Consider the following 26,744-nt stretch of genomic DNA (forward strand, 5'->3'; position numbering starts at 1 on the left):
CAGCGGTAGTTCAGTTGGTTAGAATACCGGCCTGTCACGCCGGGGGTCGCGGGTTCGAGCCCCGTCCGCTGCGCCACTTTTCAGTTCGGGTTGTGTTTGGAAGAAGGTTTGAAATGTAAAAATTTTAAATCAAAAATTAATGAATAATTAGTTTTCTTCTAGGGCGCTTAGCTCAGTTGGTAGAGCGTCTGCCTTACAAGCAGAATGTCGGCGGTTCGATCCCGTCAGCGCCCACCATATATGTGACCATACTTTATTTTAAAGTATTGTAGTGCAGCGGTAGTTCAGTTGGTTAGAATACCGGCCTGTCACGCCGGGGGTCGCGGGTTCGAGCCCCGTCCGCTGCGCCATTCTCTTGATTCCCTTGTCTAGAGAATGTAGAGTATAAAGATACATTCGCTATCTTTTCTCATTAAGGGCGCTTAGCTCAGTTGGTAGAGCGTCTGCCTTACAAGCAGAATGTCGGCGGTTCGATCCCGTCAGCGCCCACCATTGTTTCTTTCAGAAAATTTAATTTCCTAAATTAATTCTTCCATAAATATTTTATGTTTGCATATAAAGTTATTTATTATGTGATCAAGTATGGGTTCAAATTTTCTATTCTAAAAGAATAAAGTTTTACTCCTTTAAGTTATTTTTCTATTGATTTCAATTTTTTAACTTTAGTACTTCTATACTTATGCCTTCGATGGGTTCCTGATCCTCATTAAATTTGTTTTATTCGAGACTAAATATAAGAATTTAATCTGTAATTTATTATCTTCAGCTTAGATCGACTTTATATTTGTACTGATTGCTAATATTTTGGCAAATAAAAAACTGCTATTTTTTGAATAGTAGTTTTTCGACTAAATTACTTTTAATATTCGTTTAGAAGCCATCCACTCGCATACGCAAAATATTCACGTAACCATGCATTATAGCGAGTAGCTAATGGGGTCTCGGCCGCTACTCCATAAACTTGGGTATAGCCCTGTTTCTTTGCAATTGCTTCTGCTCTAGGAATATGAAAATCACTTGTAACAATAGCAATTGGTTGGTTTAAGTTAATGTGCTGCTGTGCTAATAGTGGTTTACTATTTTTTAAATTAAGTTCAGTACTGGTACTTTTATCTTCAAGAATTATTCGTTCTTTTGCAATATGATACTTTTGCTGAAGATAACGAGACATAACTAATGCTTCGCTTTCTTTTTCAGAAAAGTCTAAACCGCCTGTTAAAACAACTTTTGCGTGCTGTTGTTTAAGCGCTAAAGGGGCAGCTGTATCTAAACGTTTTGCAAGAATTGTAGATGGTTGACCATTTTCGACACCGCTTCCTAAGACGATAATTGCTTTTACTGGAGGAATATTATCTGAAGTATCTTTATTTTCTTTAATAAAGCTAAAGAAATAGCCTAAGCCAATTAGCCATATCCAGAAGCATAACCATCCAAAACGCCAAAATGTGTGTAAACGATAGTGATAGAAGAAAAAACGCTCAAAATGATAATAAAATAAAGAATAGAGGCAGAAGAACGTTCCTAGAATTAAAGGAATAATTGTACCGACATGGATTTTATTTAGGAAAATTAAAAATAATCCATCTAGAATTAAAATAGAACCAATGGTGGCTAAAAAAATACGGACCCATTTTGTGACTTGCATTGTGCTTAGAGTTGCAATTTAAATTGCAGACAGTGTATGCAAAATCATTCTGAATGCAATAAAAAAACCGAGTAAAGCATTTAAGCTGTTACTCGGTTTTTGTTTTTATTGATCTTTAATAAACATCACGGCGGTAACGGCCTTGTTGTCTTAACTCATCTACCTGTTCTTCACCAAGAATTTCAATAAGTGCTTGATCGACTCCACTTGCCATACCATCAATACTACCGCATACATAAAGAACCGCACCGCGTTCTATCCAGCTTACTAATTCTGCTGCATTCTGACGGATTACATCCTGAACATACATACGTTTTTCTTGATCTCTTGAAAATGCTAAATCAAGGCGTTTTAACATTCCTGTTGTTTGCCATGCCTCAATAGTTGATGCATAGAAGAAATCACATGCTCTTTGACGCTCACCAAAGATTAACCAGTTTTCAGTGTAATCATGACGAGTACGTGTGTGTAGTAGGCTCATTAAGCCAGCAATACCAGTTCCATTACCAATACAAATAATAGGGCGGTTGTCATCAATAAGATGGAATGATTCATTGGTACGAATACGTAAAGCAATTTCATTATTAACTTGCGTATGTTGAGTGAGCCAACCTGAACCTAAACCCAGGTTACCAGACGCGTCATATTGTTGACGAACAACCAAACGAAGCACTTGCTGAGAAGGAATACTCGCAATCGAATACTCTCGCGTTGGTAAGTTAGGAAGCTGTTCTAATAAATGGTCAAGATTCGCAAATGGTTCAATTTCTCCAGTTAAATCTTTATTCCAAAGGGCTTTTTCGATCGGAATCTGTAAAGAATCAACTTTTGTATTTTTAAGAATATGATGCTTCTGCAAAAAGTCGTGAATACGTTCAGGGCTATTACCAGGTTGAACTTCAGCAATATCACCCGCTTGCCATAGTGCTTCGTGCTTTGCATTAAGCTCAATATTATAAGCAGGTTGACCTAAGCTATTTGGATTGAGTAGGTCACGTTGTTGCAGTACCCATGTATCAAATACTTTTTCTAAATTTACAGCATGCAAATCTAATTTAGTTGCTTTCGCGAGTGCCTGATTCCAGTTTTGAATATCCGCTAAGTTTGCATTATCAACTTCAATTGTACTAAAAAGGGCATGAGCACCATTAGTTTTAAGCCAGAGGTCTACCGCATGTCCAAAGCTACAATAAGTATCAGGATATTCTTTAGAACCTAACGCCAAAACAGCATAGTTAATGTGTGTAAGATCTAGATTTGCTTTTAAAAGCTTTTTAGCAAAGCTTGTGGCGAGATCAGGTGCATCACCAGTACCATAAGTACTGATTACAAATAGAACCTGCTCATGCTGCTCTAAATCAGACTGTGTGAGCTGTTGTACTGGTTTAACCTGAACAGGTTGATGAGCTTCTTGTAAACTTGTTGCTGTACTCCACGCAAGTTGTTCGGCTACACCTGTTTGAGTTGCATAGGTAATAAGCCAAGGTTTCGCATTTGGATCAATGTATTGTCCAGCTAAAGACTGACGAGCCGCCTGTGTTAATTTTTTCTGTTTACGGCGTTTAAGATAAAGCATCCATCCTGTAACCAAGAACAAAGGCATTGCCAGTGAAGCAAGCATTGCAACAAATTGATAAATTGGTCCAAAGAAACTACCACGATGCACTGGTAACATGCTGCTCATGATCTTTTGATTAAGCTTTTTATCTTCGTAAAGCTCCATCTTTTCGATATTACCAGTTTGATAATTATAGATGGCTTGGTTACGTGCACGCTCATGTTGCGGCGTAGCATCGACAAAGCTTAACTCAACTTTTCCATCATCTTTTTTCGGTAAGCTCAATGTTAGTGTCGAATAATCACGCCCGACCTGACTATTGAAGCCACTCCATGTTTGATTAAGTGCTGTAATGAGCTGAGTATTATCTAATTGAGGCTCTGATTTTTTATCATTATTATGGTCAGATCGTTTGCCTTGTTGCATTCCACGATTTTGAGGAGTAGCGCCATGACCTTGTGGTTTAGGTTGCTCAACGCCCATCACTTTGAACATGCCACTACGCCACCAGTCATAAGACCAATATAGACCTGTACAAGCGAAAAGAAGATAAAAAACAATGACCCATGTACCCACAACAGCATGTAGATCCCAAATAAAATTTCGGCCTTTCAACTTCGGCTTAACAGCGAGCCATTGACGAGCAGAATGCTTTTTAGGCCAGCGTAAATATAACCCACTGAGCACGAAGTAAATTAACATGAGTGCGCATGCACCAGTAATTTGTTTACCAACTTCACCAGCGGTTAAATTACGATGAATTTGTTGTATGAGTAACAACAACTTTCGCCCTTTTACATCGGGCAGCACCTGAGCGTTATAAGGGTTCACCATCATATTATAGCCACGACGTTCACCTTCTTTTTCAATATTCACAACAGAAGAAGAGGTGGGGTCCTTGGCAATCGTAATGCTATTAATTTTAATTTCAGGCTGAGTTGTATTGAAATGTTGATATAGCTGAGCAGGAGTTAATTTTGGAGTGTTTTCCGCTTGAACAACATAACTATCAGAATTCACCCATTTTAAAATTTGTTGATCATAAGAATAAATTGCACCTGTTACACCCATAATGGATAAGATGAGGCCAGCAGTAATACCCAGAAACCAATGAATTTGAAATAAAATTTTTTTAAACATGGTCGAAAATGTAAATATGATGGAGATCTTGTAACGAAGTATAGCCGAAGATTGGGGAGATAATATGGATTTTGGAGATAATATTAATTTTCATTATCATTTATTTTTAGCTTATTAAAAAACCTCCCTGAGGAGGCTTTTTATAGAATAGAGAATTACAAGGTTTTTGGTTCACCTACAGATTCTTTTAAGTGAGTGCGAATCGTATTGAAAGAAAAGTTCTTAGAATCCATTCGTTTAGGTAGAATGTAAGCACCTTGCTGCTCTTGACCTTTTGGATCTTTTACTTTGAAATTGACCAAAATGAAATCAGGTGCATTGTACCATTCGTAGATATTTTTCCATCCAATTGTACCAACGCCTTCTTGATGGCCCATTTGCTGACGCATCACGATGCCATGAGGTTGTACACCTAAACGAATACCTTTGATTTCCTGTACCGGAAATTCATTCATTTTGCGTTTAACGTACCATTCTAATCCGTATTTACGACCTAGGTAGTAAAGTACTACAGCGACAATAGCAACCCAGCAAAAAACAGTAGAGTAGTTCTTAATAAAAATAAGACCTAATATAGCTAGGGCTAAAACGACACCCATAATTGCCCAAATTTTTGTGCTGATTTTATTAGTGCTGCGCCAGATAAGAAGCTGTGCATTACGTTGCTCAGCTTCTGACACATCATATGGAACAGGCTGAAGCGTATAAGCGTATAAAGTTTTCGCGGTCATAGTGCAAATAACAAATTGTAAACTGTTTTAAGTTTAGCACTAATTGGCATAAGTCAGGAAAGGATATTATGCCAATTTAATACTAAATTCCGAGGCAAATTTATAATGATGCAAGCTCACTGGCATCATTATCAAGATCATGACTTAGCCGTTGTTTTAACATACTAAATCGGTTCAATACACCAAGCATGAGCGAGAGCTGTTGTAAAATAATGAGTGATTTTTGGTCGTCTTCATCATTTTGGCTTAAACGTTGACGTATCGTTTGGAGCATATTTTGTGCTGTAAGATCAGGCATTTCGTCTCTTAATAGAGCACCTTGAATATCATCAAGGGCTTGGTCTAATAGTTTAAGGACAGCTTGATCTTGAATGTTTTCTCGATGTGCCCCAAGTGCCGCGATATAACTTAAAAATGTATGGTTTAAACATAAGAATTCAAAAATATCGGATTTACGAGTCGGATCAAAATCTGGTTCAGTTGCTAAAGTTGAAATAAGTGAAGCAACTTCAGCATCAGTATTATGTGCAGCTCGACGTACAATTCGGTAATTTAGCGCATGATTACGGCCTTCATGGTATTGTTTGACGACTTCAGCTAAATAATTACATTGCGCTTGTAGGGAGCGTCTAATATTGCGAGGCAAACGTCTGAATTTCCAGTCAGGCCAGATAAATGTCACACCGAACCAAGCTAAGGCACATCCCATTAAAGTATCTACAAATCGAGGAATGGCAGCAGCCATTGCTGAACCGTCTAGATTAAAGTTAATTAATGCCAAAATGGTGATAAAGGCAGTTGCCTGCGCATATTGTTTACTGCGTAACTCAAAAAACAGGACTCCACTTAATATCAACATGAATAGTTGTCCTTCAGTCGAAGGAATTAAGAAGATAATCGCAAGTCCAACAACAATACCAACTAACGTCCCAACAATTCGTAAACGTAAGCGGCGCTTGGTCGCGTTAAAGTTGGGTTGGCTTACAAATAGAGCTGTAAGCATAATCCAATAGCCATATTCAATATGGGTCATTTGAATAAAGACATATCCAATAAACAAAACAATCGAGACGCGAATTGCGTGGCGGAATAGCACTGATTCAGGAGTTAAATTCTGTTTTATTCGGATGACAATATCATTCCATCCTTGTAAATCATCATCTTTCAGCTGGTTCTCGGCTTGTTTTACTTTATCAGATTGAATGTGTTGTTCAGTTTCCAAGTTGAGTAACTGGGAATCGATAGACTTTAAATTTTGGTATAAAGCGAAAAGAGCATTTACCCATAAAAGGTCATAATGTTGATCACGACGTAACTTTTCTAAAGAAAGGCGTAGGTTTTCAAAGCTTTGTTTAAACCTTTTATTATGGTTATAAGGTTTACGTTGCAAAATACATTCATTTAACTCTTGGCAAGCTTTACCTTGAACCGCCAAAATTCGTTGGAATCTAAATAAAATATCACTGTGCTGAAAAATTTTAGCTAATTTTTGATAGTCAATATGGGCGGAGTCAGCACGTTCATGAATATCTTGAGCAACAAAATAATAATGTAAGCTTCGGCGTGTATCTTTTTGTCCACGGTCACCTTTTAAACGAGTCAGTAAAGCTGTTTTTAAGTCATTAAAAATCGTAATTAACTTACCGTTTTCTAACGACAGTTCAATCATACTTTGCTGATAGCTGGCAGGAGTCATATCTACATCAAACAAATTTGATTTTGTAAAAAGAAAATCACCTAAAGATGCATAAGATGCAGCCAGTTTGTCTTGTAGTTGTCGAACCGGAAATAATAAAAAGCTAATAGTAGCAATGAGGCCGTACCACGCAGCACCTGCAACTAAAAGGGCTGGTTGAATATACCAATGATCAAAAAGGTGAACACCTAGCATGGTATAGACTGAAACAACCAAACAGCCATAAGAGATGGTTGCGTAACGACGTCCTAATGAACCGAGTAAAATCCAGCCAATACATGATGCAATTAACCCTAAAGCAAAAGCCATTGGATAAGGGAAAAGTAGTTGTACTGAAGCAGCGGTAACGAAGAACCCAATATAAGTATAAATCAGGTTCATGATTCGCACGGAAAAGCGATCATCAATATCACTTAAACCTGCTGCGACTACACCTAAAGTGAGTGGAATGGTTGCTAATTGATAGCCTAAAAAATAAGGCACGAAAGCAGTTCCTGAAAAGGCTATCAGCATTCGTACGTTATACATAAATGTTGTGTTATAAGTCGCTCTTTTTAGGCGTTTAAACCAAGATTTCAAAGGAAGTCCTTGCTGATCAACCTGAGTGATAAAGGATTTGTGTATTTCTACACCAATGTTGCACAAATCATACGATAGACAGTGTAAGCTTGTCTGTATGCAAATGATTGAAAAATGAAATATCGTTATGTCTGAACAAACAGCCCAGCGTCAATACTCTATTGGCTGGATTATGCTGCTCGCTTTGCTTACGGCTTTAGGGCCATTATCCATCGATATGTACTTGCCTGCTTTGCCACAAATGGCTCATGATTTCGGGGTGAGTACGCAAATGGTGGCAAATACATTACCAGCTTACTTTTTTGGCTTAGCTGTTGGGCAATTGGTTTATGGTCCTCTAAGCGACCGTATTGGTAGAAAAAAACCACTTTACTTTGGCCTCGCGCTTTATGCAGTCGCAAGCTTATTTTGCGTATTGGCGACAAATGAATGGGGTTTAATTGCTGCTCGTATTTTGCAAGCTTTAGGCGGCTGTGTCGGTGTGGTAATGGCTCGTGCAGCCATACGCGATAAATTAGATGTTCAAGGCTCGGCACAAGCTTTTTCAAGCATGATGATTGTAATGGGGCTTGCACCAATTTTGGCACCTATGATTGGAGCATGGATTTTAATCTGGTTTCCTTGGCAAGCTATTTTTATTGCCCTTTCAATTGTCGGTGTCATATGTTGGTTGTGTGTACATTTCTTCTTTAAAGAGACCTTAGCAACTGATAAAAGGCTTAAGCTTTCACCATATCAAGTAGTGACCCTCTATGGGGCTATTTTCAAAGATACGAGCTTCCGTTTACCTATGTTTGCAGGGTGTTTAACAGGGGCTGCACTATTTTGTTATATCAGCTCGGCACCAGCAGTTTTCATGGACCAGTACGGACTCAATCAGCAAGAGTTTGCTTACGTATTTGGACTAAATGCTTTTGGCATTATGTTGATGTCATCTTTAAATAAGCACTTAACAACACGTGTTGAAATCACTAAACGTTTAAGAGCTGGTTCAATGGTACAAGTAATAGGAGCAAGCATTGTACTGATTGCTGGTTTAATCCCAGCAGCGCCTTTATGGCTTGTTATGTTAGGGCTATTTTTAGCTATTTCAGGCATTGGTTTAACAGGACCAAATGCAATGGCGCTGGCAATGTCCAAACAAGGTGCTCGCGCAGGGACGGCGAGTGCAATCATGGGAAGTATGCAATTCGCTTGTGGTCTTTTAGGTGGTGTATTACTTAATTTCCTTATTTGGTCTGCGTCGCTCAATATGGGTGTGATGATGGTGTTATTTACACTGAGCGGTTTTATTGTCGTATTAAAAGCGACGAAACAAGTAGCAATAAAGCCATTCTCATAAGTTTAAGGGAATGGCCACTTATATATTATTCGTCTAGAAAAACTGCGAAATTTTCCACTGGTTCTCTAGGGGTAATAAAGGTATTTACAATGTGGTTGGGATCAGCATGGCCTAACGCAATTGCACATACGAGCTCTTCTTCATCTGATGCACCCAAGATATCTAAAACAACAGGGTGAAAATGGTTCCAGGCTGCTTGTGGGCATGTATCTAAACCACGTGCCTTAGCAGCAACCATCACGTTCTGGATCATCATTGCGATATCCATTTTAGACCCGATTCCCATTGTTTTATTTACAGTAAAGAAAAGGCCGACTGGAGCATCGAACAGTTTGAAATTACGTAACTGCTGTTCCGCCATTTTTTCTTTTTCGCCTTTGTTGATTTCAAGTAGACCATAGAGTCCCCAACCATTTTCACGGCGGCGATCAATAAAAGGCGATATCCATTTTTCAGGATAATAGGCAAAGGTTTCTTTATATTTTTCTGCAAGCTCTGGGTTTTTTGAAACTTCAATTTGTGCTGCACAAACACGCTCTACCATTTCATCACGCTTGTTACCTGTTACAACATAGACTTTCCATGGTTGAGTATTTGTTCCTGAAGGTGCTCGACTTGCGACTTGTAATATATCTTTAATGACTTCTGACTCAATTGGAGTATTTAAAAAAGCGCGGACAGAATGTCGAGAAGTGATAGCTTCATCAACGAGACGAACTTGTTCCAGATTCATGAGTACTCCTACATCTTTTTCTTAAATATTTCATACTTTTTGAAGCTTACTTTCATACTTTGAAAGTACTTCATTTATAAGCAAAAAATATTAGAAAAGAGATATGCTTACAGGTATGATAATTTAATTAGTCTAGACATATTGTCTGATTAATCATAATTCGAATATGCCACTTTAGATTTAAATAGACAAAATAGTGTGATTTTGTCGGTTATAAAAATAAAAGCATAACAGTGAGTGGGTGAAAAATATTCAATTGAAATAAAGGTATAATATGTTTAAAAACAGTACAAAACGGATAGTTTTATATAAAATATGACCATTTTTTATATAAAATTTTAATGAAAAATATACACAAAACTTTAAATTTCTGCATAATACCGACTTTTTTACGCAGGTATGATTTCTCCATACTCACGTTAGGAAATGCTGGCTGCAAACAAAACTCTTTTACAAAAAGGATTTAGATGCAGAAATGGAGAAATACACGAGGTATAGGAGCTTTACATGAGTTTACCACTCATCAACAAGCAGTTCATGAAACAAGGATTGGCGATTACCATTGCAACCATGAAAATGAACGTAACTCAAGCAGCTACTGAGCCACAAAAAATACAACAGCTTAGTACAGGTCTAAACGCACTCTTCTTTGATCGTGAAGAAAAGGGCGCAGATAGTCGCGTTATGGCGATGGCTCGTTACAGTCTTTGAAATTTATATCCAGTTTAGACATTTGTTCAAAAGTATATGTAAATATGCTTATTGGCTTAAATCCAGATTTTGTAAAACTCGCTTAACTGATGGGAATCATTAGACGAGTTTATTTAGCGGTGGTCATTTGTTAGTTTCCAAGTTTGTAGCTGAGTCGATGCATACTGTTTTTCCGAAAGCGGAAAAGTTCAGTAGCGCAATGATATTCTTTTATCTGAAGGTCGCTTTCTCTCATGCAACCTTCAAAGGCTTAGTGTTGGGCATGATGTTGCTTAAACTTGTGACGGTAATTGCTATTCAATTGACATTAAAAGTTTTTTCTTGAATTTACTGAAAAGTCCCGGTTTCTAGGGGCTTTTTTGTTTATTGCAGTATTTTGGCATGTGCTTTTAGCACATTAGCAAGGAACGTAAGCGGACCGAGTATGAATGAACAACTCAATGCCACACTGATGTCGTGGGTAAAATTTTTTAATGACCCTTTATGGGACTTTTTGGTTATTTTCTTGCTAGCTGTAGGTATTTTTTATACGGTCTTAACAGGAGCTGTGCAAATTCGCATGTTCTTGCAAAGTATCCGAGTGATGAAAAGTAGTCGTACAGAAGGGGAAGATGAGCATGGTCTTACACCTTTTCAGGCGTTTGTAACTGGCCTTGCGAGCCGTGTTGGGGTAGGTAATATTGCTGGTGTAGCAATTGCTATCGCAATTGGCGGTCCTGGTGCAGTTTTCTGGATGTGGGTAACTGCTGTTCTTGGTATGAGCTCTGCTTTTATTGAGTCTACGCTTGCTCAGCTATTTAAAGTTAGAGATAGTAAGAGTAAACAGTTCCGTGGTGGACCAGCCTACTATATTACTCAAGGTTTGCGCAGTAAAACCTTTGGTGTGGTCTTCGCACTTGCATTGATCTTTACCTACGGTTTCGTATTCAACTCAGTTCAAATCAACGCGATTGCTAATGCATCTTCACATGCTTGGGGTTGGGATAAAGCTAATCTTATTGCTCATTTAGGCGGCGTTGATCTAGAAATTTCATGGGTTGGTATTGCGCTTGTCGTTATGGTTGCATTGGCAATTTTTGGTGGTATTAAGCGTATCGCTAAATTCGCAGAGATGTTTGTACCTTTAAAAGCAGGTCTTTATCTATCTGTTGCTCTCTATATTGCAATCAGTAACTATGCGATTTTGCCTGATATTTTAAAGCTGATTGTGACTGAGGCTTTCAATTTTAATTCTGCAGCAGGTGGTTTCTTTGGTGCGGCAGTATCAATGGCAATGATGCAAGGGATTAAGCGTGGCTTGTTCTCTAACGAAGCTGGTATGGGTTCTGCACCAAACGCAGCGGCTGCGTCAGATGTAAAACATCCTGTAAACCAAGGTTTGGTACAAATGCTCGGTGTATTTGTAGATACTTTCATTGTATGTACAAGTACTGCAATCATTATTTTGGTTTCTGGTGTTTACCAAGATGCAGGTTTTGTTGGTGTTGAATTAACTCAACGTGCTTTAGAAACTCAAGTTGGGCATTGGGGATCGGACTTCCTTGCTGTTCTATTATTCTTGTTCTGTTATTCAGCTGTATTAGGTAACTATGCCTATGCAGAAGGTAATGTACAGTTTATTAATAACAACCCGAAAGTCATGTTCATCTTCCGTATTTTTGTATTGGTGATGGTGTACTTCGGTGCAATTGGTAGTGTTCCACTCGTTTGGTCTATGGCTGACTTGTTTATGGGTATCATGGCAACCATTAACTTGATTGCAATTTTACTGTTAACACCGATGGCACGCACATTGTTGAAAGATTACCGTGAACAATTGAAAAAAGGCATTAAAGAGCCTGAGTTTAAAATTGATAAATATCCGGAATTGAAGAAAAAAGTTGATTCAGATATCTGGTAAGTTACAAAAGGCCTCTTATAAATAAGGGGCCTTTTCCATTAAGGGGATAGATAAAATACTTGAGTCTAAATTTTAAACATGACAAATTAAATAAATTCAATACAGCTTTTAACGAGACTAGCAACTAAAATTGCAATCCGAACTTAAACCTCATAGTGCGAAGATAGGCCATGAAACAGCTTAAATTGTGGGTTCTCGGACTCTCTATGGTGCTGGCAGGATGCCAGACCACTACACACTTATCTGCTGCGCTAAAATCACCAACAGCAGAGGCTTATGCTCGCTCTGTTGATCAGCCATTTGCACGAATTAAAAAACAGCAAAAACGTCCTGTGGTTGCGCTCGTATTGGGTAGTGGTGGAGCACGAGGTTATGCTCATATCGGTGTCATTGAGGTTTTGGAACAACATGGTATCCGACCAGATTTTATTGTAGGTACCAGTGCGGGTAGTATTGTTGGAGCACTTTATGCCAGTGGTAAAAGTCCTGCTGAATTACGTGATACTGCTTTAAAAATGAAAGCTGGCGATGTGCGTGATATTAGTATCGGACTAAAAGGTTTTTTTGATGGTAAAAAAGTAGAAAACTACGTTAACCAGCAAGTAAACAATATCCCACTCGAAAAAATGAAAATCCCAATGTATGTGGTTGCAACCGAATTAAAGCATGGCACTAAAACCGTATTTAACTATGGTAATACTGGGCAAGCTGTAAGAGCATCTGCTTCGATTCCAAGTATGTTTGTACCTACTAAAATTGGAAAATCAGAATATGTAGATGGCGGATTAGTGAGCCCTGTACCAGTTGAAGTTGCACGTGACTTAGGTGCTGATGTGATTATTGCCGTTGATATTTTAGCTCAGCCGATTTACACAGAAACATCGAATGTCTGGGGACTGTTTAACCAGAATATTAATATTATGCAAGGTCGTTTGGCAGCAGAAGAATTACAATATGCGGATGTTGTTATTCAGCCAGATTTAAGAGAAAAAGCGCATATTTTTGATGTGAAAGGCCGTGAAGCTACCATGAAATCTGGTATCGATGCAGCCAATGCCAAACTTTCCGATATTCAGTTTGCTATTGATGAAAAAATAGCTGAACAGAATATGTCTACTGAAGGGTTAAGTGCGCAAACTCAATAATTTGATGTTAATTATTTGAAAATTAATTAAAAAGCCTGAATAGGGCTTTTTTTTATGGAAATTTAAATCCTTAATTTTTGGAATAAAAATTTTTGTATATTAGGTATATGTTGGATATGCTGAAAACTCTGATGACCAATATAAAATATTGATGTCATTTTTAAAAAATAATTGATTTGTAATGTATTGAGGCTGACTAGATAAATGATACAGCAACAGGTTAAAAATGGGTTTCCAACATTAGATGATGTTCATGCTGCCGCAGAGCGTTTAGAAGGTTTAGTCGTAAAAACTCCTTTTGTTTTCTCAGAAACCATTTCTAAAACCTTAGGGGCTGAGATGTGGCTGAAATTTGAAAACTTACAATTTACAGCTTCTTTTAAAGAACGGGGTGCACTGAATAAACTGTTGTGTTTATCTGACCAAGAAAAACAACATGGTGTTATTGCAGCTTCGGCAGGTAATCATGCACAAGGCGTAGCGTATCATGCTCAGCGCACAGGCGTAACAGCAACTATTGTGATGCCTAAATCTACACCTAATGTAAAAGTACAACGAGTGCGTGAATATGGGGCACGTGTCATTTTACATGGACAAGACTTTTCAGAAGCTGCTGCCGAAATGCACCGTGTTGCACAAGAAGAATCTTTAACGATTATCCACCCATTTGATGATGCAGAAATTATTGCAGGTCAGGGAACTATTGCGCTCGAAATGCTTGCAGCTGTTCCTGAACTAGACATTCTAGTTGTGCCAATTGGTGGTGGTGGTCTAATTTCTGGTATTGCGATTGCTGCTAAAGCTATCAATCCCAAAATTAAAGTGATTGGGGTGCAATCGGTTGTATATCCAAGTATGGCGAAACTTCTTTGCAATTATCAGCATGCCGTTTCAATGGGCTCTACAGTTGCAGAAGGTATTGCAGTAAAAACTCCGGGTGAGCTTACAACTCAAGTTGCTAAAGAATATGTTGATGACATTGTTGTTGTCACTGAAGACATGATTGAAGAGGCAATTGCGCTGTTACTCAATATTGAGAAAACAGTATGTGAAGGGGCCGGTGCAACAGGTATTGCCGCAATTATGTCTCGTCCTGATCTATTTTTAGGTCATAAACTTGGTGTAGTGCTTTCTGGTGGCAATATTGATACACGCGTTATGGTCTCTGTATTGCAACGTCATTTAACGCGTACAGGGCGTATGGTTCGTATTCGTGTTGAATTACCAGATAACCCAGGTGCTTTAGCCCGTTTAACAGCAATCATTGCTGAGCAAGGCGGTAATATTTATGAATTGCGTCATGAACGCTTTGCCGCAACAAGCCGTGCCAAAGAAAGCGCTGTGAGTGTTGATGTTGAGCTTAAAAGCGCTTCCGACTTAGATTTGCTCATTCAGGCAATGCAGTTGGAAGGCTATATTGTTCGTAAAGAAGAGATTTAATCTCTGATATTGCTGTGTTATAAAAGCCGTATATGGCTCTTAAGGGAGTCATATACAAGGTAATTTAAAAGGATTAAATTGCCAACAAGGGATGAATTTACAAAAAAACGATCAAATCCTTCAATGAAACGGGAAAAATTGACAATTCTCTAAACTTTGCCCTTCACAATTTTAAGGTTTAGGTTTTAGTATTCCTTCCATTGTAAATTTGAAGAAATATAAGGATATCCACGCTCAATGTTCAAATCATTTTTTCCATCACCACGGTATTTTTTTATATCTGCGGTTGTTTGGATCGTGCTAAATATGGTGCTCTGGTACTCCGGTGGGAACACATGGGGAACTTTTATTGGGTTTGCTAAAGGCTACCATGATGCACAGTTGCCAATAGGTGTTAGCCGTTTTTGGTCTCCAACCTTCTTATGGTTTTACCTTTGGTTTTTAATCTCTACAGCACTGTTTGCTGGGTTTTGGAAGGCTATATCGAATAATCCATGGCAACGTTGGTCTGTGTGGGGTTCGGCATTTATTTTGTTCAACATTTGGTTTAGCGTTCAGGTTAGTGTTGCTATTAATGCATGGTATGGACCTTTTTATAATCTCATTCAAAGTATGTTAGATCACGGTGGTGGTGACATTAATAAACTTTATATGGGAACGGTTACATTCCTTTTAATTGCTATGGTTGGTGTGACTTTAGCTGTAATTAATTCATTTTTTGCTAGCCATTATGTATTCCGTTGGCGTACAGCAATGAACGAATACTACACAGAGCATTGGAATAAGCTGCGTCATGTAGAAGGTGCTTCACAACGTGTACAAGAAGATACCATGCGTTTCGCATCTGTTTTAGAGGATTTAGGGGTAAATTTTATAAAGGCAATTATGGTATTAATTGCATTTTTACCTATTCTGTTTGAGCTTTCTAAGCAAGTTAAGGTACTTCCTCTGGTAGGAGAAATTGACCATTCATTGGTGTGGGCGGCAATAGTATGGGCTGTTTTTGGTACAGTTCTATTAATGGTGGTTGGTATTAAATTGCCTGGTCTACAATTTAATAATCAAAAAGTAGAAGCTGCTTACCGTAAAGAACTGGTTTATGGCGAAGATTATGAGGAAAGAGCGCAACCAAAAACACTAAAAGAACTTTTCTCGAGTGTTAAGCTGAATTATTTTAGATTATATTTGCATTATTCTTATTTTAATCTGGTCAGTATCTGGTATCTACAATTAGATATTTTATATAGCTTAGTTGTTTTATTCCCATCTATTGCAGCGGGTAAAATGACATTAGGCTTAATTACACAAATAAGCAATGTGTTTGATAAGGTCCGTGAATCATTTCAATATTTAATTACTTCATGGAAAACAATTATTGAACTACTTTCGATTTATAAGCGTTTAAAGGCTTTTGAATCAATACTACATAAATAAAAGAAAACCCGCGAAAGCGGGTTTTTTCATAAGCATTGGATTAATGAGTCGCGTTATAAAAATTGAGAATAGGGCCAACCAATGCCTGTTGCGATTTATCTAAGGTGACTTGAATCTCTTTATAGTTAAAAGTGTCTTCATCATGGTATTTAGCAATACCATGCGTTTTATTGTTCACTTGTGGAATTTGATAACTAAAAAAAGCCACTTTCTTAGAAGGATGAACAATATTGATTAGTTTTTTAGGGTCTTTATAACCACCGAATTCATTTTCAAGACTTTCTTTTAACAGTTCTGGGAAATAGAGCGTTGCATTTGGTAGCCCACAACCAACGCAAAATGAAGAATCATAAAGTTCTATTGCTTGTTTTTGATCTGCACTCATTATTAGAGCAAAGCCAGTTCCATTCGCACCTGCATTTGCTTGCACATCTTGCCAATTTCTTGGAACGAGCACAAAACCTGTTTCAGGTAATGCAAGAAGCTTGAGTTGTTTTGCATGCTGAGCATCGAGTTTAAAATTGAAATGGCAGCTTTTAGGTGTACAGGTTTCAAAATCTTTAAGTAAACCATTCTCTGTTGGGCTTTGTGCTGTAACACCATAAAATGGGACTGTAACGCCGTTTAAAAACTTTCCCTCTCCTAGAGCGTAGAACTGATTATCTGCTTTGCGGGTTGCAGCAGAGCTATAAAACTTTGGGAAATGAGGCGTAAAGCTTTTTACTTCTGCATAAGCAGTTGAAGTTAGACTGACTAATGCTGTGCTTAATAAAAAATTCAGTTTTTTCATTTTTAAAAAGTAATCATTTAAATTTTATATAAACCTAGCATATTCTTTTAAACTATAAGGCAATTCAAAATTGAAAACTGTTTTTAACTTCATAATAAAACAGACCAGCAGAGACATGAAAAAATGAAAAAAATCCTTTCAATTTGCTGTTTATCAGTCATCAGTTCTTATGGTTTTGCTCAAGGCATAAAAGGTATTTCATTTTCACACCAAGAGTGGGAAATCTCGTGTAGCAATACGGGTACATGTAAAGCCGCAGGCTATCAAAATGAAGAAAATGGCGATAATCCAGCATCGCTTTTATTAGTGCGTAAAGCAGGGCCAAAACAAGCTGTGCAAGCTGAATTTGCTTTATCAGCCTATGAGCAAAGCTTGCCAGCCAATCAGCTTAAAAATATTCATTTTTATATAAATGGCAAAGATTTAGGCACTGTGACTATAGATGGTACCGATTTGCCATTGATGGGAAAATTGAATAATTCACAAGTCAACGCTGTACTACAACAGTCTAAACAGAAAACTGAAATTGTATTTAAAAATGCGCAGCATCAATGGAAAATTTCCGATGTAGGAATGACCGCTGTGTTATTAAAAATGGATGATTTTCAGAAGCGTATAGGAACAGTTGGTGCTTTGGTTAAAAAGGGTAGCGCCAATGAAACTAAAGTACTTATGCCTGAGCCAAAACTACTTGTTAAACGTATTAAGACTTCAAACAAACCTTATTTAACATTACAGCTTAAAAGCAAGCAGTATCAAGCAATACACCATAGCTTAATGGCAGCTAATCCAAATCCTAAAGAAGACTTTTGTGAAGGAATTTATGATGGGAATAGTGATGGAGCTGAACCACAGAAAATTGAGCTATATAAACTAACCAATAAGAAAGTTTTGGCGACTACGTTGTGTTGGAGAGGTGCTTATAACGAAGGATATGGGGCATGGGTACTCGATGAGTCTTTGACTGGTAAGGCAACGTTTGTGACAGAGACAGCTTCTGATTTCGATAGTGGTATTATTAGTAGTGCTCAAAAAGGGAGAGGCATAGGCGATTGCTGGGCAAGTGAAGAATGGGTCTGGGACGGCAAGAGTTTTGTACACACAAAAGATATGTGGACAGGGATGTGCAAAGGCTTGGCAGCAGGTGGGGTGTGGGAGCTTGATCGAATTGAAGCTATTGTAAAATAACACATTGAATATATAAGAATAGTCTAAGGAAATAAGATTTTGAATTATAAAATTAATTTAAAAATGGTTGCTTTAGCAGCTGTATTAAGTTGTTCGGCTATATCCATTTTTGCTGCACCAATACAAATTTTGGAATTTAAAAAAGGGCAACTGAGTTCAACAGAGCAAAGTCAATTGTGTGAACAAATAAAAGATTTATGCCAGCAAGGCGCGCAATGGCGTAGTCTAAAAACTCCAGACCAAAATTTATGGATATTATCGAGCCGTAATGATATCGCACAGTTTAAAGCTACATCTACAGGTTTTAAATTAGTCAGCAAATGGAATATTGTGATAACAGGAAGCGAAGATGGCTTTCATAAACAATATATATTTCCTAAGCTTTTTCCACTCACTCAACAGCGTTATGCAATTGCAATAATTGATCAGTTTTCTGAAATGTACTCAGGAGGCGGTGCAAATATTGAGCGTGCTAGTTTTAATGAGTTACAAGCGTCAGGTAATGAGCGTTCCTTTATTAAAAATTATCCGTTTAGTTTTAGTCGGATGATTCGGGCATGTTTTTCTGAGCAAGATTATGAAAGTTCTAAAGGAAACTGTCACGATGAGGATAGTCTCAGTCTAGATATTCGTCCGATTAAACCTATGTTGTGGCAATTCCGCTATCGTTATAGTTTAAGCGTATCACCTGCCTCAGATTCAGGTGAGAAATCATATAACGGCAGTAGAAACTTAAATATTGATTTAAATAAAGCACCAGAACAGCCAAATATTCCAGAGGCATGGAATTATGCCGGAATGGGCTAATTATCAAAGTAATTGTTAAATTTGAAGAAATAGACGATTTACAGAGTCATAACAGGTAACACTACTAGCTCTGTGATAAAAAGAACAGATTGTTTATTGGAGCTAGACCTATGTCACGTCAAGTTTATGCGATTGCCCGCCGTAAGTTTTCACATTTGAGCCGTTCAGTTTGTATGGCAGTTGCTGTACTGGGTACAACACAAATTGCGATGGCGGGTCCAACAGTTGATCAGTTAAGTGACTGTTTAGTTAAGGCTACAACGGCTTCAGACAAAACCACTGTGCTTCAATGGACATTTACGGCTTTAGCTGCTCATCCTGATTTAAAAGCATTTAGTAATGTAACGCCTGAGCAAAAGGATCAGTTAGATCAGAAACTGGCGCAGGTTTTACAACGTGTGATTGTGGAGCAATGTTCTACCCAAACTAAAGCTGTGATTCAGGCTGAAGGTGTGAAGGCAGTTGGGGAGGCTTTCCAGCAGTTAGGCCAAAGTGCTGGCGAAGATATTGTTAAAGACCCCGCAGTTAAACAGCAGTTGCAGGGCACATTACGCTATATTGACTTAAATAAATTGGTAACGACGTTTTTAACACCAGAGATTTGGAATAAGTTGGGAATCACAAGATAAAAAATCTAGTTTTCTATTTTAGTAATAAAGCCTGCTATTTAATCAGCAGGCTTTATTTTAATTGGAATGAAGAGATCTATTTAGATCGTAATCTTAGCGCCTAAAACTTTCACAAATTGTGCTAACCAAGCTGGATGGGCAGGCCAAGCTGGAGCAGTCACCAAATGTCCATCTGTAACTGCTTCAGTCACAGCAATATCTGCGTATTGTCCACCTGCCAATTTTACTTCGGCAGCGCATGCTGGATAAGCTGAGCAGAGGCGACCTTGTAATACATCTGCCGCTGCGAGTAACTGAGCACCATGGCATACGGCTGCTATCGGTTTTTTCACCCTATCGAACTCACGTACAATTTCGACAACACGGTCATTCATGCGCAAGTACTCCGGTGCTCGGCCACCCGGAATAACTATACCTACATAGTCTTCGGTATTAACGGCATCAAAATCATAGTTAATGGCGAAGTTGTGGCCACGTTTTTCGCTGTAAGTTTGTTCGCCTTCAAAATCATGAATAGCAGTCGCAATATGGGCGCCGTTCTTTTTATTTGGGCAAACAGCATGCACGGTATAACCTAGACCAGTTAAGAACTGAAATGGAACCATTGTTTCATAGTCTTCAGCATAGTCACCGACTAACATTAAAATCTTTTTAGACATGATTTATCCCTCTTTTTAAAATGTAATTTATCTAAATTCTTAATTTAAATTAGCATAGTCGATATGTCATTTTTCAGAAAAAAGCGCATTCTTTAGTCGAAGGATGCTTTAGACGGATATAAAAAAGCCCCGATAAATCGAGGCTTTTGTTGAGTTGGCTAATGAAATTAACCAATCAATTTTTTCATTAATTCATTGACTTGAGCAGGGTTAGCTTTACCCTTAGAAGCTTTCATGACTTGACCAACAAGACCGTTAAAAGCTTTTTCTTTACCAGACTTGTACTCTTCAACCATTTTTTCATTGGCTGCAAGTACTTCTTTAATGATTGCTTCAATTGCGCCAGTGTCAGTTTCTTGCTTTAAGCCTTTTTCCGCAATAATGTCGTCGGCAGATTTACCTTCCGATTCCCACATAAAGCCAAAGACTTGTTTTGCAATCTTACCGCTAATGGTGTTGTCAATAATACGTGCAATCATGCCGCCTAACTGTTCAGCAGAAACAGGTGAGTCAGCCAAATCTAAGCCCGCTTTGTTTAATGCGCCTGAGAATTCGCCCATTACCCAGTTTGCCGATACTTTACCTTGCGCAGCACCGCCCGCAGCAGCCACAACAGCCTCATAGAAGTCTGCCATTTCGCGTGAAAGCGTAAGTACATGTGCATCGTACTCAGTTACACCAAAGTCTGCAATAAAACGTGCACGGCGAGCAGCAGGTAACTCTGGAAGTGCAGCGCGAGCCGCTTCGATTTGCTCATCTGCAATAATTACTGGTAACAAGTCTGGATCTGGGAAGTAGCGGTAATCGTTCGCTTCTTCTTTCGAACGCATTGAACGCGTTTCCATTTTATTTGGATCGAACAAACGAGTTTCTTGATCGATGCTTCCACCGTATTCCAAAATTTCCATTTGGCGTTCAATTTCAACATTGATCGCTTGTTCAATGAAACGGAATGAGTTGAGGTTTTTCAGCTCACAGCGCGTACCAAACGGTTGCCCCGGACGACGTAAAGACACGTTACAGTCTGCACGGAATGAACCTTCAGCCATGTTACCGTCGGAAATACCTAACCAACGCACAAGTGTGTGGATTGATTTGATATATGCCACTGCTTCTTCAACCGAACGCATGTCAGGTTCAGAAACGATTTCAAGTAAAGGTGTACCAGCACGGTTTAAGTCAATGCCAGACATGCCTTCAAATTGGTCATGAACAGATTTACCAGCATCTTCTTCAAGGTGAGCACGAGTTACGCCAATACGTTTAGTCGTACCATCTTCAAGTTGGATATCAATATGACCTAAGCCCACAATCGGGTTGTCCATTTGGCTAATTTGATAGCCTTTTGGAGAGTCAGGGTAGAAGTAGTTTTTGCGTGCAAATACAGAAGCTTGGTCGATGTAAGCATCGATTCCTAAACCAAAGCGAATTGCAAGATCCACCACTTTTTCATTCAAAACAGGGAGTACACCTGGCATTGCCAAGTCCACAAGGCTCGCTTGCGTGTTTGGGTCTTGACCAAATTCAGTCGATGAACCAGAGAAAATTTTAGAATTGGTTGCAAGCTGAGTGTGAATCTCGATACCAATAACGACTTCCCAACCGTCAATCAGTTTCAACTTTTGAGCTTCAGCCATTATGCATTCTCCTCAGCAATTGCCGCACGTTGAGTATGGAAATCGGTATTTTGTTGGTATTGATGAACAATCGACAACAGTTGTGATTCTGACCAGTAGTTACCAATTAATTGTAAGCCTACAGGTAAGCTGTCTTTATCAAAACCAACAGGAGCATTAATCGCTGGTAAGCCTGCTAAGTTGACTGCAAGTGTATAGATATCGCCTAAATACATTTCAGTTGGACTTAAGTTTGCACCGATTTTATATGCAGTTGTTGGTGCAGACGGAGCAGCAATCACATCTACATTTTCAAATGCTTTTAAGAAGTCTTGTTGAATTAAACGACGTACTTTTTGTGCTTTCACATAGTAAGCATCGTAATAACCCGCAGAGAGTGCATAGGTACCAATTAAGATACGGCGTTGAACTTCTGGTCCAAAGCCTTCTGAACGTGAACGCTTGTAAAGATCCATCAAATCAGCTGGGTTTTCACAACGGTAGCCGTAACGAACGCCGTCATAACGAGACAAGTTAGATGATGCTTCTGCTGGCGCGATGAGGTAATACGTTGGTACATAGGCTTCAGTCATGTTGAGGTCAATCTCAACAAGCGTTGCACCCATTTCTTCAAGCTTTTTCAAAGACTCTTCTACACGAGATTTTACGTCTGCATCTAAGCCTGCAACGTTAAAGTACTGTTTAGGAATACCAATACGTAAGCCTTTTACAGATGTGCCATTTAAGTTCGCAACGTAGTCATCAACTTCTTTTTTAACCGAAGTCGAGTCTTTTGCATCATGGCCTGCCATTACATTCATCAGGTAAGCACAGTCTTCAGCAGAGCGCGCCATTGGACCTGCTTGATCAAGTGATGATGCATAAGCAATGATCCCGAAACGAGATACACGACCATAGGTCGGTTTTAAGCCTGTTAAGCCACAGAAAGAGGCAGGTTGACGAATTGAGCCACCTGTATCTGTACCCGTAGCGAAAGGTGCTAAATCAGCTGCTACAGCCGCAGCAGAACCACCTGATGAACCACCAGGTACATGGTCAAGTGCCCATGGGTTGCTCGTTGCACCAACATATGAGCTTTCTGAAGTTGAGCCCATCGCAAACTCGTCCATGTTCACTTTACCTAAAGTGACCAGACCAGCAGCTTTTGTTTTTTCAACAACAGTTGCATCGTAAGGAGAGATGAAGTTGTCTAGAATTTTTGAACCAGCAGTTGTTTTAATGCCTTTGGTACAAAAAATATCTTTATGTGCCAGAGGGATACCCGTTAAAGCTGTTGCATTACCTGCTTTTAAAGCAGCATCGGCAGCGTCGGCTTCAGCAAGAGCTTGTTCAGGTGTAACCGTCACATAGCTTTTTACCAGTGGGTCAATTTTAGCAATACGTTGCAAATAATGTTCAGTCAGTTCGCGAGATGAAAACTTCGCTTGGCTTAAGCCCTCAGCAAGTTCACGAATTGATAAGCGATGTAAATCAGTCATGAGTAAAATTTCTTTACATTCAAAATAGGGAAGATGGGTTAATTGAGTAAAAGTTATTCAATCACGCGAGGAACAAGATACAAACCATCTTGTGTTGCAGGTGCAACTGCTTGGTATTCATCTCGATGATTGCTTTCCGTTACCACATCAGCACGTAAAGGTTGAGGATTGTCAAAAGGACTTTTCAAAGGTTCTACGCCTTCCGTATCAATGCCTTTTAAGGTTTCCATCATGCCTAAAATTTTATTTAGACTTTGAGCATATTCAGCAGATTGCGTATCATTGAGCGACAATCGAGCAAGATTGGCGATTGCTGAAACTGTTTGTGCATTTAAATCTGCTGAATGCTGTGCATCCGATGTAGACATAACATCACCTAATCAGTATTAAAAATTTTCAAAATATCGTGCGTTATAATAAGCGATTGACTTGTTCAAATCATCACATTTAGTTTAAAGTTGCCACCTTGCATCCACATGAAAGTTTAACTGAGAACGAACCGTGATTCTAAAACGACTAATTGGCTTGTTTTCGCCGGATCTAGCCATTGATTTAGGTACAGCAAATACACTTATTTATGCACCAGGCCGCGGCATTATATTAAATGAACCAACAGTTGTGGCAATTCGTCACAGTGGTTCACAAAAAATTGTTGCTGCTGTAGGTCTAGATGCTAAGCAAATGCTGGGCCGTACGCCTGCGAATATTTCTGCAATTCGTCCAATGAAAGACGGTGTAATTGCGGATTTTGAAGTGACTGAAACCATGTTGAATCAGTTTATTGGTAAAGTTCACGAAAAACGTTTGTTCCCACCTGCACCTCGTGTAGTTGTATGTGTACCATGTAAATCAACTTTGGTCGAGCGCCGTGCGATTCGCGAAGCAGTATTTAATGCTGGTGCCCGTGATGTTCGTCTCATTGAAGAACCTATGGCTGCTGCAATTGGCGCAGGTATGCCAGTTGAACAAGCGTGTGGTTCTATGGTTGTGGATGTTGGTGGTGGTACAACTGAAATTGCAATTATTTCATTGCAAGGTTGTGTCTATGCTGACTCTTTACGCATCGGTGGTGATGTTTTTGATGAGCAAATCATCAATTATGTTCGTAAAGCTCACGGTTGTGTAATTGGTGAAACTACTGCTGAAATTATTAAAAAAGAAGTAGGCATGGCTGTTTCTGATGGCACAACATTAGAAATTGAAGTACGTGGTCGTAACCTTGCAGAAGGTGTGCCTCGCGCAATTACTGTAACTTCTGACGAAATTACTCAAGCAATCTCTGATCCATTACAAAATATTGTAAGCGCAGTAAAATCTGCACTTGAGCAAACTCCTCCAGAACTTTCTTCTGATATTGCCGAACGTGGTATTGTGTTGACAGGTGGTGGTGCATTACTTCGTAACCTCGATAAATTATTAGCTCAAGAAACTGGTTTACCAGTTGTAGTTGCTGAAGATCCTCTTACTTGCGTGACCCGTGGTGGTGGTAAGGTATTGGAATTCTTCGACAACCCGAACCATGACATGCTTTTTGTTGGTTAAGTTTAAGGATTAGGCGGTGCAACCGAATATTTTTTCAAGACAGCCGCCATCTTTCCGCTCGTTCATTATTGCGGTCATTACATGCTTGGTTGTGCTGTTTTTTGATTGGCGCATGCCGTATGTAATTCAGCCAGCAAGGGATGTCTTGTACGCTGCATATAACCCAATTTATGCATTGGCCAGTTATCCAGTACTGTCGAGAGAATGGCTGAATCAACAAACAAAATCTGAAGCACAACTGCGTCGTGAAAATACTGCGATGCAGGCTGAGCTTTTACAAGCTCAGGTTCGTTTACAAAAGCTTTCTGAACTGTCCGCTGAAAACACCCGTTTGCGAGGTCTTCTTGATACTCCATTAATTATTGATGGACGTATGGAGATTGCCGAAGTAATTGGGACAGATGCAGACCCATTACGTCATATCATCATTGTTAACCGTGGATCTATGGACCATCTAAAGGTCGGTCAAACGGTTCTGGATGATAAAGGAATTATGGGACAGATCATTAATGTATACCCTCATAGCTCACGTGTAATGTTGTTATCAGATAAAGAACATTCACTTTCAGTACGTCTTGAGCGCACTGGAATGCGGGCGATTGTTTCTGGTACTGGTGATTTGGGGCGTTTGAAAATGGAATATGTCCCGACGAGTGCGAATATTCAAGTGGGTGATAAAGTGTTTAGCTCAGGTTTGGGTGAACATTTCCCAGCAGGGTACGCAGTGGGTACAGTTGCCAAAATAAGACGTCATAATTCGGGCGAGTTTGCAGAAATTGATGTTACACCAGCCGCACAATTAGCAACAGGGCATCATGTAGTCGTACTTTTCTCTGATTCTTTAGCGAAGGAGCAACCATATGCCGATCGCTAAATTGAAACGAGAAAAACGAAACGATCCATTATGGGGAATTATCCTCTCTGTAATTGTTGGCTCAGTGCTCATGGTTTACCCGCTATCCTACGATATTTCAGGTTGGCGCCCATTATTCATGTTAATGATTATGCTATTTTGGGTGGTATGTCAGCCAACATGGTGTGGAGTCTGGTTTGCATTTGGAATGGGAATTTTTACAGACCTTTTGCTTGACGCGCCTTTAGGCCTTAATGCTTTAAGTTTTGTAATTGTGACTTTTCTTACCCGTTTTTTAATTCGCGAGCGCCGTATTTTAACCTTTGGTAATTTATGGACAATTGCAATTCTGGTCATTATTGCTCATTTAGCGTTTATGTGGGTAACGCAGACCATGGGTGGAATTCATTTTTCGATTGCTAGGCATTGGCAACCATTGATGACAAGTATCATCACTTGGCCAATCGTCTATTATTGTTTGGCAAAATGGCGCATATAGTCTTAGCATCTAGCTCTCCTCGTCGGAAGGAGCTATTGCAGCAACTGGGTTTAGATTTTGAAATCTATAGTCCAGATATTGACGAGTCCGTTCATGAAAATGAGCTGGTTCACCATTATGTTGAACGGTTAGCTAGAGAAAAAGCACAAACTGTATTGGAGCTTTTTCCAGACGCAATCGTTATTGCTGCCGATACAAGTCTTGGGCTTGATGGCCAAATTATTGGTAAGCCTGAATCGAAAAATCATGCCTTTGAAATCTGGAAACAATTATCTGGACGTTGGCATGATGTGTTTTCTGGATTATGTATTGCTACGCAACAAAAAATGTTAAGTCAGGTAGTGCAAACTCAAGTTGAGTTTCAGCCTCTGACTACGCAAGATATGGAAGATTATTGGACTACAGGTGAGCCTGTGGGGAAGGCCGGTGGATATGCAATTCAAGGGATTGCTTCTCAATATATTCCCCAAATTCAAGGAAGTTATAGTAATGTGGTAGGACTTCCTTTATACGAATTTGCACAGTTATTAAAAAGAGTAAAGACATAAGAGGTTGTTATCATTCTTAATTGAATAGCATTGTCGATGAACACTAGGCAAAGTTAACAG

24 protein-coding genes and 3 tRNA genes are annotated in these 26,744 nt (G+C 39.1%); 17 read left to right on the plus strand and 10 right to left on the minus strand.

Features of this window, described 5'->3' with window-relative positions:
• Positions 1-161 precede the first annotated feature (161 nt).
• From ACT53H_RS16075 to ACT53H_RS16085, 3 genes are all read left to right on the plus strand, one after another.
• Positions 162-237 (plus strand) — tRNA-Val (locus tag ACT53H_RS16075).
• A 36-nt stretch (positions 238-273) separates the two neighbouring features.
• Positions 274-350: transfer RNA gene (locus ACT53H_RS16080), tRNA-Asp, on the plus strand.
• 66 nt (positions 351-416) lie between these two features.
• A tRNA-Val gene (locus tag ACT53H_RS16085) sits at positions 417-492 on the plus strand.
• A 367-nt stretch (positions 493-859) separates the two neighbouring features.
• Here the strand turns inward: ACT53H_RS16085 and ACT53H_RS16090 are convergent.
• The 4 genes from ACT53H_RS16090 to yccS form a co-directional block, all read right to left on the minus strand.
• Positions 860-1,645: a YdcF family protein gene (locus ACT53H_RS16090; RefSeq protein ID WP_476009655.1), complete on the minus strand. Its 786-nt coding sequence runs from the start codon at positions 1,643-1,645 to the stop codon at positions 860-862.
• Positions 1,646-1,760: 115 nt separating this feature from the next.
• Complete coding sequence (locus ACT53H_RS16095) at positions 1,761-4,343, minus strand: PepSY domain-containing protein (RefSeq protein WP_476009656.1); 2,583 nt, start codon at positions 4,341-4,343, stop codon at positions 1,761-1,763.
• Between the two features lie 155 nt (positions 4,344-4,498).
• A complete protein-coding gene (locus tag ACT53H_RS16100; RefSeq protein WP_004789292.1) occupies positions 4,499-5,074 on the minus strand; it encodes an SdpI family protein in 576 nt (191 codons plus the stop codon).
• Between the two features lie 100 nt (positions 5,075-5,174).
• Entirely contained in the window at positions 5,175-7,349 is a 2,175-nt protein-coding gene (yccS, locus tag ACT53H_RS16105) for a YccS family putative transporter (RefSeq protein ID WP_476009657.1), read from the minus strand.
• 127 nt (positions 7,350-7,476) lie between these two features.
• On the opposite strand from yccS, the gene ACT53H_RS16110 reads away from it, so the two are divergent.
• Positions 7,477-8,691 (plus strand): multidrug effflux MFS transporter, encoded by a 1,215-nt coding sequence (locus ACT53H_RS16110; RefSeq protein ID WP_476009658.1) that lies wholly within the window; start codon positions 7,477-7,479, stop codon positions 8,689-8,691.
• 25 nt (positions 8,692-8,716) lie between these two features.
• Here the strand turns inward: ACT53H_RS16110 and ACT53H_RS16115 are convergent, their stop codons facing one another.
• Complete coding sequence (locus ACT53H_RS16115; protein WP_476009659.1) at positions 8,717-9,424, minus strand: nitroreductase; 708 nt, start codon at positions 9,422-9,424, stop codon at positions 8,717-8,719.
• A 507-nt stretch (positions 9,425-9,931) separates the two neighbouring features.
• Between ACT53H_RS16115 and ACT53H_RS16120 the strand changes: the two genes are divergently transcribed.
• From ACT53H_RS16120 to sbmA, 6 genes are all read left to right on the plus strand, one after another.
• On the plus strand, positions 9,932-10,135 hold the full coding sequence (locus ACT53H_RS16120; RefSeq protein WP_111856210.1) for a hypothetical protein: 204 nt from the start codon (positions 9,932-9,934) through the stop codon (positions 10,133-10,135).
• Positions 10,136-10,292: 157 nt separating this feature from the next.
• Positions 10,293-10,460 (plus strand): hypothetical protein, encoded by a 168-nt coding sequence (locus tag ACT53H_RS16125; RefSeq protein WP_107881224.1) that lies wholly within the window; start codon positions 10,293-10,295, stop codon positions 10,458-10,460.
• 99 nt (positions 10,461-10,559) lie between these two features.
• Complete coding sequence (locus ACT53H_RS16130; protein WP_111856211.1) at positions 10,560-12,035, plus strand: alanine/glycine:cation symporter family protein; 1,476 nt, start codon at positions 10,560-10,562, stop codon at positions 12,033-12,035.
• 170 nt (positions 12,036-12,205) lie between these two features.
• Positions 12,206-13,180 (plus strand): patatin-like phospholipase family protein, encoded by a 975-nt coding sequence (locus ACT53H_RS16135; protein ID WP_034591610.1) that lies wholly within the window; start codon positions 12,206-12,208, stop codon positions 13,178-13,180.
• 204 nt (positions 13,181-13,384) lie between these two features.
• Positions 13,385-14,620 (plus strand): threonine ammonia-lyase, encoded by a 1,236-nt coding sequence (locus ACT53H_RS16140; protein ID WP_004789305.1) that lies wholly within the window; start codon positions 13,385-13,387, stop codon positions 14,618-14,620.
• 237 nt (positions 14,621-14,857) lie between these two features.
• Positions 14,858-16,054: a peptide antibiotic transporter SbmA gene (gene sbmA / locus ACT53H_RS16145; RefSeq protein ID WP_004789306.1), complete on the plus strand. Its 1,197-nt coding sequence runs from the start codon at positions 14,858-14,860 to the stop codon at positions 16,052-16,054.
• A gap of 40 nt (positions 16,055-16,094) precedes the next feature.
• On the opposite strand, the gene ACT53H_RS16150 is transcribed toward sbmA, so the two are convergent.
• A complete protein-coding gene (locus ACT53H_RS16150; RefSeq protein WP_476009660.1) occupies positions 16,095-16,844 on the minus strand; it encodes a DUF4850 domain-containing protein in 750 nt (249 codons plus the stop codon).
• A 123-nt stretch (positions 16,845-16,967) separates the two neighbouring features.
• Here ACT53H_RS16150 and ACT53H_RS16155 point away from each other — a divergent pair, with 123 nt between their 5' ends.
• The 3 genes from ACT53H_RS16155 to ACT53H_RS16165 all read left to right on the plus strand — a co-directional run bounded on the left by ACT53H_RS16155 (position 16,968) and on the right by ACT53H_RS16165 (position 19,468).
• Positions 16,968-18,032, plus strand: coding sequence for a DUF1176 domain-containing protein (locus tag ACT53H_RS16155; protein ID WP_476009661.1), 1,065 nt, complete (start codon positions 16,968-16,970; stop codon positions 18,030-18,032).
• A 63-nt stretch (positions 18,033-18,095) separates the two neighbouring features.
• On the plus strand, positions 18,096-18,839 hold the full coding sequence (locus ACT53H_RS16160; RefSeq protein WP_476009697.1) for a hypothetical protein: 744 nt from the start codon (positions 18,096-18,098) through the stop codon (positions 18,837-18,839).
• A 110-nt stretch (positions 18,840-18,949) separates the two neighbouring features.
• Positions 18,950-19,468, plus strand: a complete 519-nt coding sequence (locus ACT53H_RS16165) for a hypothetical protein (protein ID WP_004789310.1) — start codon at positions 18,950-18,952, stop codon at positions 19,466-19,468.
• Between the two features lie 80 nt (positions 19,469-19,548).
• Here the strand turns inward: ACT53H_RS16165 and ACT53H_RS16170 are convergent, their stop codons facing one another.
• From ACT53H_RS16170 to gatC, 4 genes are all read right to left on the minus strand, one after another.
• Complete coding sequence (locus ACT53H_RS16170) at positions 19,549-20,127, minus strand: DJ-1/PfpI family protein (protein WP_476009662.1); 579 nt, start codon at positions 20,125-20,127, stop codon at positions 19,549-19,551.
• A gap of 167 nt (positions 20,128-20,294) precedes the next feature.
• The gene (gene gatB / locus ACT53H_RS16175) at positions 20,295-21,764 is read right to left on the minus strand and encodes an Asp-tRNA(Asn)/Glu-tRNA(Gln) amidotransferase subunit GatB (protein WP_476009663.1); all 1,470 of its coding nucleotides are present in this window, start codon (positions 21,762-21,764) and stop codon (positions 20,295-20,297) included.
• Positions 21,764-23,242, minus strand: a complete 1,479-nt coding sequence (gene gatA, locus ACT53H_RS16180; protein WP_174728774.1) for an Asp-tRNA(Asn)/Glu-tRNA(Gln) amidotransferase subunit GatA — start codon at positions 23,240-23,242, stop codon at positions 21,764-21,766. Before gatA ends, gatB begins: the two co-directional genes overlap by 1 nt.
• Before the next feature lie 53 nt (positions 23,243-23,295).
• Positions 23,296-23,610, minus strand: coding sequence for an Asp-tRNA(Asn)/Glu-tRNA(Gln) amidotransferase subunit GatC (gene gatC / locus ACT53H_RS16185; RefSeq protein ID WP_000107699.1), 315 nt, complete (start codon positions 23,608-23,610; stop codon positions 23,296-23,298).
• 133 nt (positions 23,611-23,743) lie between these two features.
• Between gatC and ACT53H_RS16190 the strand changes: the two genes are divergently transcribed.
• Genes ACT53H_RS16190 through ACT53H_RS16205 form a run of 4 tightly spaced genes read left to right on the plus strand, consistent with a single transcriptional unit; the run spans position 23,744 to position 26,684 of the window.
• A complete protein-coding gene (locus tag ACT53H_RS16190) occupies positions 23,744-24,784 on the plus strand; it encodes a rod shape-determining protein (protein WP_004789315.1) in 1,041 nt (346 codons plus the stop codon).
• A gap of 16 nt (positions 24,785-24,800) precedes the next feature.
• Positions 24,801-25,658, plus strand: a complete 858-nt coding sequence (mreC, locus tag ACT53H_RS16195; RefSeq protein ID WP_004789316.1) for a rod shape-determining protein MreC — start codon at positions 24,801-24,803, stop codon at positions 25,656-25,658.
• Positions 25,645-26,136 (plus strand): rod shape-determining protein MreD, encoded by a 492-nt coding sequence (gene mreD, locus ACT53H_RS16200; RefSeq protein ID WP_476009664.1) that lies wholly within the window; start codon positions 25,645-25,647, stop codon positions 26,134-26,136. The genes mreC and mreD overlap by 14 nt, the downstream gene beginning before the upstream one ends.
• A complete protein-coding gene (locus ACT53H_RS16205; protein WP_476009665.1) occupies positions 26,124-26,684 on the plus strand; it encodes a Maf-like protein in 561 nt (186 codons plus the stop codon). Before mreD ends, ACT53H_RS16205 begins: the two co-directional genes overlap by 13 nt.
• Positions 26,685-26,744: the final 60 nt, after the last annotated feature.

The sequence above is a fragment of the Acinetobacter sp. DMC2 genome (genome assembly GCF_056314305.1).

Coding starts and splice junctions, on each gene's coding strand:
- ACT53H_RS16120 (WP_111856210.1), top strand. CDS start 9,932: ATGAGTTTACCACTCATCAACAAGCAGTTCATGAAACAAGGATTGGCG.
- ACT53H_RS16110 (WP_476009658.1), top strand. CDS start 7,477: ATGTCTGAACAAACAGCCCAGCGTCAATACTCTATTGGCTGGATTATG.
- ACT53H_RS16140 (WP_004789305.1), top strand. CDS start 13,385: ATGATACAGCAACAGGTTAAAAATGGGTTTCCAACATTAGATGATGTT.
- ACT53H_RS16095 (WP_476009656.1), bottom strand. CDS start 4,343: ATGTTTAAAAAAATTTTATTTCAAATTCATTGGTTTCTGGGTATTACT.
- ACT53H_RS16170 (WP_476009662.1), bottom strand. CDS start 20,127: ATGTCTAAAAAGATTTTAATGTTAGTCGGTGACTATGCTGAAGACTAT.
- ACT53H_RS16165 (WP_004789310.1), top strand. CDS start 18,950: ATGTCACGTCAAGTTTATGCGATTGCCCGCCGTAAGTTTTCACATTTG.
- ACT53H_RS16205 (WP_476009665.1), top strand. CDS start 26,124: ATGGCGCATATAGTCTTAGCATCTAGCTCTCCTCGTCGGAAGGAGCTA.
- ACT53H_RS16090 (WP_476009655.1), bottom strand. CDS start 1,645: ATGCAAGTCACAAAATGGGTCCGTATTTTTTTAGCCACCATTGGTTCT.
- sbmA (WP_004789306.1), top strand. CDS start 14,858: ATGTTCAAATCATTTTTTCCATCACCACGGTATTTTTTTATATCTGCG.
- ACT53H_RS16150 (WP_476009660.1), bottom strand. CDS start 16,844: ATGAAAAAACTGAATTTTTTATTAAGCACAGCATTAGTCAGTCTAACT.
- ACT53H_RS16115 (WP_476009659.1), bottom strand. CDS start 9,424: ATGAATCTGGAACAAGTTCGTCTCGTTGATGAAGCTATCACTTCTCGA.
- ACT53H_RS16160 (WP_476009697.1), top strand. CDS start 18,096: ATGGTTGCTTTAGCAGCTGTATTAAGTTGTTCGGCTATATCCATTTTT.
- gatB (WP_476009663.1), bottom strand. CDS start 21,764: ATGGCTGAAGCTCAAAAGTTGAAACTGATTGACGGTTGGGAAGTCGTT.
- ACT53H_RS16155 (WP_476009661.1), top strand. CDS start 16,968: ATGAAAAAAATCCTTTCAATTTGCTGTTTATCAGTCATCAGTTCTTAT.
- ACT53H_RS16100 (WP_004789292.1), bottom strand. CDS start 5,074: ATGACCGCGAAAACTTTATACGCTTATACGCTTCAGCCTGTTCCATAT.
- gatC (WP_000107699.1), bottom strand. CDS start 23,610: ATGTCTACATCGGATGCACAGCATTCAGCAGATTTAAATGCACAAACA.
- gatA (WP_174728774.1), bottom strand. CDS start 23,242: ATGACTGATTTACATCGCTTATCAATTCGTGAACTTGCTGAGGGCTTA.
- ACT53H_RS16135 (WP_034591610.1), top strand. CDS start 12,206: ATGAAACAGCTTAAATTGTGGGTTCTCGGACTCTCTATGGTGCTGGCA.
- mreD (WP_476009664.1), top strand. CDS start 25,645: ATGCCGATCGCTAAATTGAAACGAGAAAAACGAAACGATCCATTATGG.
- ACT53H_RS16130 (WP_111856211.1), top strand. CDS start 10,560: ATGAATGAACAACTCAATGCCACACTGATGTCGTGGGTAAAATTTTTT.
- ACT53H_RS16125 (WP_107881224.1), top strand. CDS start 10,293: ATGCATACTGTTTTTCCGAAAGCGGAAAAGTTCAGTAGCGCAATGATA.